Origin of the sequence: Sphingobium sp., from assembly GCF_035511395.1 — a bacterium.
Lineage (GTDB): Bacteria > Pseudomonadota > Alphaproteobacteria > Sphingomonadales > Sphingomonadaceae > Sphingobium.
The window spans coordinates 1-4,055 of the sequence record NZ_DATKFP010000145.1; the positions used below are offsets into that span (position 1 = coordinate 1).

Sequence of the window (4,055 nt, forward strand, 5' to 3'; positions counted from 1 at the left end):
CGCGCTTCAATCCCGAGACGATGCGCATGGAAGTCTCCGATTTCATGGCGGTGCTGTTCAATCCGGTGGCGCAGGCGAAGTTCGTCCATACGGTGAGCGCCGGCTATGTCTGCGCCTCGGTCTTCGTGCTCGGCGTCTCGGCCTGGTATCTCCTCAAGGGCAAATGGGTCGCGGTCGCGCGGCGCAGCTTCACCGTCGCCGCCGCCTTCGGCCTCGCATCCTCGCTGTCGGTTGTCGTGCTGGGCGACGAGAGCGGCTATGCGCTGACCGACAACCAGAAGATGAAGCTCGCCGCGCTGGAAGCCATGTGGCACACCGAACCGGCTCCGGCGGGTATCGCCGTTGTCGGCTTTCCCAGCGTCACCGACCGCGAAACCTATTTCGAGGTCAAGATTCCCTATGTGCTCGGCCTCATCTCCACGCGCAGCCTGACGGGCGAAGTCTCCGGCATCTTCGAGCTGGTCGCCAGGGCGCAGGACCGCATCGAGAACGGCATCAAAGCCTATGACGCAGTCGAAAAGCTGAAGGTCGACCAGAAGGACATGGTCGCACGCGAGGCATTCGAGCGGAGCAAGGCCGATCTTGGTTATGCCCTGCTGCTGAAACGCTTCGTCGCCGATCCGCGGCAAGCCACGCCCCAGGACATCGAGAAGGCCGCATGGTCGACCGTGCCCAATGTCCCTGTGATGTTCTGGGTGTTCCGCGCGATGGCGGGCCTCGGCTTCTTCTTCATCGCTTTCTTCGGCGCCGCCTTCTGGATGGCCTCGATCCGCAAGCTGAACTGCGACAGCCGCTTCTGCCGCACCTTCCTGCGCGCTGCGGTGTGGGTCATTCCGTTGCCGTGGATCGCCATCGAATTTGGCTGGATCCTGGCCGAGATCGGCCGCCAGCCCTGGGCGATCGACGGCGTTCTGCCGACCTTCCTTGCCGCATCGAGCCTGACCGTCGCGCAACTCTGGACGACGATCATCGGCTTCACGGTAATCTACGGCGCGCTGGCGGTCATCGAAGTACGGCTGATGCTGGCGGCGATCCGCAAGGGACCGGACCAACATCGACCCCCGGCGCCATCCTCCGAAACCCACAGCGGCTACGCGCCCATCCCTGCCGAATAAGGAGAACAGGTCATGGCACCTCCCATCGACTATGAAACGCTCCGGCTGATCTGGTGGCTGCTGATGGGCGTCCTCCTGATCGGCTTCACCCTGACCGACGGCTTCGACCTTGGCACCGCCGCGCTGCTGCCTTTTGTTGCCAGGACCGACGCCGAACGCCGCCTCGTCATCAACTCCATCGGTGCGACGTGGGAGGGGAACCAAGTCTGGTTCATCCTTGGCGGCGGCGCGATCTTCGCGGCATGGCCGTTCGTCTATGCGGTCAGCTTCTCCGGCTTCTATCTGGCCATGTTCCTCGTCCTCGCGGCGCTCATCCTGCGGCCCGTCGGCTTCAAATACCGCTCGAAGAAGCCGGACGCCGCATGGCGCGCGCGCTGGGACTGGGCGCTGTTCGTCGGCGGTTTCGTTCCGGCGCTGGTGTTCGGCGTCGCGGTCGGCAATGTGCTCACCGGTATCCCCTTCCGGCTCGATAGCGATCTGCGCTCCTTCTACGAGGGCAGCCTGCTCGGCCTGTTCCATCCCTTCTCGCTGGTCGCCGGCCTTCTCTCGGTCGCCATGATCGTGCTGCACGGCGCAAGCTGGCTCGCGATCAAGATCGAACGCGGCGCTGTGCATGACCGCGCCCGCGCCTTCGGCCAGGTCGCCGCCGTCGCCTCGATCCTGCTCTTTGCCATCGGCGGCGTGATGGTCGCGACCATGGGCTATGGTTTCCGCCTGACGCACGGCGCCGATCCGCTCGGCCCCTCTAATCCGCTGCTTTCAGGAACGGTCGCAGCGCCGGGGGCCTGGCTCGACAATTATGGCGCCCATCCCTGGATGCTGATCGCCCCCATTCTCGGTTTCGCGGGGCCGCTGCTGGCGTGGATCGGTATCCGCAAGGGCCGCGAGGTTCTGGCCTTTGGCGGCTCATCTCTCGGCGCGATCGGCATCATCGCGACCGTGGGCCTCTCGATGTTCCCGTTCATCCTGCCCAGCTCGATCGACCCGGCCTCGAGCCTGACGGTCTGGAACGCGTCGTCCAGCCATGTGACCCTGTTCATCATGCTCGCGGTGACGGTGATCTTCCTGCCAATCGTGCTGCTCTACACCGCCTGGGTCTACAAGGTCCTGTTCGGCCGCATCACGCTGCGCGACGTCGACACCAACCCCGACTTTTATTGAAGGAAGACCCGGATGTGGTATTTTAGCTGGATTCTGGGTGTCGGCCTGGCCGTCGGCTTCGGCATCCTCAACGGCATGTGGCATGAGTTTCATGCCGATCCCGATGAGGACATGGCGGCCTGATCGCGACGGATCATGATTGCTATCGGCCCTCTCGCGCTCGCGTTGGAACGGCTGTTCGCGATTCTCGGGATCATTGCCTTCATGGCGGCGGGGAACTGGATAGGCCGCCGTCGCGGCGTGGATTGCGATACGGCCGCGTGGCGGGCATTGCTCGCTGGCCTCGTTGCAGCTCGCGCGGGTTTTGTGGCGCAGAACTGGCATGCCTTCGCCATCGAACCCGCAACCATCCTCTATGTCTGGCAAGGAGGTTTCTCGCCGCTCCCCGGTCTGGTGACTGCCGCAATCGTGCTGGGCGTGTCACTACGGCGATCTCGCGCCCTAGCACCTTTGACGCTCGTCTTCGCGGGCTGCGTCGCGGTCACATCCGGCGCCACGGCAGCGGCCCTTGCCTCGGCGCAGCGACCTCTACCGCAAGGAATCGTTCTCCAGTCGCTGGACAGCGGAACGAGCCTGCTCGACGATCGCCGGGGCAAGCCGTTCGTCGTCAATCTCTGGGCAACCTGGTGCCCGCCGTGCCAGCGTGAAATGCCGATGATGGTCGCAGAAGCGGCGCACTCGGCCGTACCGATCCTGCTTGTCAATCAGGGCGAGGATGCAGACAACGTACGTGCGTGGCTGGACAGCAAGCGCCTTGAAACGGCGCACGTCCATCTCGACCGCGACCTGCGTATAGCTGCCGCGACCGGCTCGGCCGGGCTTCCCGCGACGCTGTTCATCGACAGCAAAGGCGTGATCCGTGCGCTCCATGTCGGTGAAATCTCGCGGGCCGCCCTGCTCGCGGGACTACGCGATCTGAAGTAGAGTTTCGATCAAGGAGAAGACCATGACCAGACAAGTGAATATTGGAATCGGCGAGGAAGATCGGGTTGCGATTTGCGAAGGCCTGAGCCGCCTCCTGGCGGACACCTACACTCTCTATCTGACCTCGCACAACTTTCACTGGAACGTGACCGGGCCGATGTTCAACAGCCTCCATGCCATGTTCATGACGCAATATACCGAGTTGTGGAACGCGATCGACCCGATCGCCGAACGCATCCGCTCGCTCGGACAGCCCGCACCCGGTTCCTACGCGCAGTTCGCTAAATTGAGCTCGCTTCCCGACGCGCCGGAAGTGCCGCCGAAGGCGCTCGACATGGTCGACATCCTCGCCAAGGGGCATGAAGCGGCCGCCCGCACGGCGCGCACGCTGTTCCCTCTGGTCGAGAAGGCGAGCGACGAGCCGACCGCGGACCTGCTCACCCAACGGATCGGCGTGCATGAGCAGGCCGCATGGATGCTGCGCGCCCTGCTCGAAGAGTAAGACACGCTCAACGACTGGCCCCGGCCGCGCAATCTCTGCGAGGCCGGGGCCGTTAGCGAACTGCCGCCATTGAAAGGACGAGACCTTGGCTACGTCAAAGCTGGCAACCATCCTCCGCGATGCGCTCGAAGACGAGCGGAAGGCGGAGGCGACCTATGCCGCCGTGATCGAAAAGTTCGGCCCTGTCCGGCCCTTTTCCAACATCATCGAAGCCGAACAGCGCCACGCTGCCGCGCTTGAGCGCCAGCTTGCCCGACTGGGCATCGACGTGCCGCCCAACGCATGGACAGGAAAAGTCACAGCGCCAGCCTCACTCGCACAAGCGTGCGAAAGCGCGGTCCAGGGCGAGGTCG

General features: G+C 64.1%; 5 protein-coding genes and 1 pseudogene. All 6 read left to right on the plus strand.

The window, feature by feature from the left end:
• Positions 1–1,115 (plus strand): cytochrome ubiquinol oxidase subunit I (locus VMR39_RS09675; protein WP_325415762.1); only part of this gene is annotated, 1,115 nt, incomplete at its 5' end.
• A 12-nt stretch (positions 1,116–1,127) separates the two neighbouring features.
• On the plus strand, positions 1,128–2,276 hold the full coding sequence (gene cydB, locus VMR39_RS09680; RefSeq protein ID WP_021246240.1) for a cytochrome d ubiquinol oxidase subunit II: 1,149 nt from the start codon (positions 1,128–1,130) through the stop codon (positions 2,274–2,276).
• 12 nt (positions 2,277–2,288) lie between these two features.
• Positions 2,289–2,399, plus strand: a complete 111-nt coding sequence (cydX, locus tag VMR39_RS09685; RefSeq protein WP_021246239.1) for a cytochrome bd-I oxidase subunit CydX — start codon at positions 2,289–2,291, stop codon at positions 2,397–2,399.
• 12 nt (positions 2,400–2,411) lie between these two features.
• The gene (locus VMR39_RS09690; RefSeq protein WP_325415763.1) at positions 2,412–3,200 is read left to right on the plus strand and encodes a TlpA disulfide reductase family protein; all 789 of its coding nucleotides are present in this window, start codon (positions 2,412–2,414) and stop codon (positions 3,198–3,200) included.
• Positions 3,201–3,222: 22 nt separating this feature from the next.
• The gene (locus VMR39_RS09695) at positions 3,223–3,702 is read left to right on the plus strand and encodes a Dps family protein (RefSeq protein ID WP_021246237.1); all 480 of its coding nucleotides are present in this window, start codon (positions 3,223–3,225) and stop codon (positions 3,700–3,702) included.
• Positions 3,703–3,787: 85 nt separating this feature from the next.
• Positions 3,788–4,055: pseudogene (locus tag VMR39_RS09700) on the plus strand (DUF2202 domain-containing protein); the annotation flags it as partial.

Coding starts and splice junctions, on each gene's coding strand:
- cydB (WP_021246240.1), top strand. CDS start 1,128: ATGGCACCTCCCATCGACTATGAAACGCTCCGGCTGATCTGGTGGCTG.
- cydX (WP_021246239.1), top strand. CDS start 2,289: ATGTGGTATTTTAGCTGGATTCTGGGTGTCGGCCTGGCCGTCGGCTTC.
- VMR39_RS09690 (WP_325415763.1), top strand. CDS start 2,412: ATGATTGCTATCGGCCCTCTCGCGCTCGCGTTGGAACGGCTGTTCGCG.
- VMR39_RS09695 (WP_021246237.1), top strand. CDS start 3,223: ATGACCAGACAAGTGAATATTGGAATCGGCGAGGAAGATCGGGTTGCG.